Source organism: Halorubrum tibetense (assembly GCF_042661865.1).
Lineage (GTDB): Archaea > Halobacteriota > Halobacteria > Halobacteriales > Haloferacaceae > Halorubrum > Halorubrum tibetense.
Map to the genome: position 1 here is coordinate 1 of NZ_JBHSWW010000579.1, position 730 is coordinate 730.

1 protein-coding gene is annotated in these 730 nt (G+C 49.7%); it reads left to right on the forward strand.

The genetic code is table 11. From position 1 onward, the window contains the following. Positions 1–53 precede the first annotated feature (53 nt). Positions 54–730: protein kinase domain-containing protein (locus ACFQEU_RS17080; protein ID WP_379784092.1), on the forward strand; the 677-nt coding region annotated here is incomplete at its 3' end.

Below are 730 nucleotides of genomic sequence, written 5' to 3' on the forward strand. Positions count from 1 at the left end.
TCGGTAAAATAGCACCGCCTTCAAGCTGTAAGCGCGCGAAGGCGGTGTTACATTTGAGCAATGACGGCTGGCAACATAATCGCTGGGTCGTTAAAACAAGGAATAGAGCAGAGCCAATGCCAAAAGTTGAGCCAGTTAACCCATCCGCCGATCAGGTCGACGACAAAACGGTGATTTCTCGTCGCCAACAGGATGAGGCAACGGTAATTGTCGCAAACAAACCGTCCGCGCCGGTGCGAGGAAACACCACCGCCGAAGAAAGAAATGATAAAACCGTCGCTCGAAGCGCGCCCCCTCGACCAACTGAAACCGCCTCGCCAACGCAAACCGGCAACCAAACACAAACACTAAACCCGCTAACCAACACCTTACATGTACCCTATGCGGTCGGTGGCGACGTCATTAAAGAACGTTTCATTATTGAAAAAGTGCTTGGCCAAGGCGGCATGGGCATCGTCTGTAAAGCGGTGGATTTACGCAAAGTAGAAGCTGAAGACCAGCAACCGCATGTTGCGATTAAATTGCTGTCACACGAATTTTCCAAGCACGCCGATGCGTTTAAATCGCTGCAGCGCGAAACGAAAAAAACCCAGTCACTCGCGCACCCCAATATCATCACTGTTTATGATTTCGACCGAGACAACGACACCATTTTCATGACCATGGAAGTGCTGGACGGCCACCCACTCGATGATATTTTAAAAGGCAAAACAGACGTTGTTTTAGATAA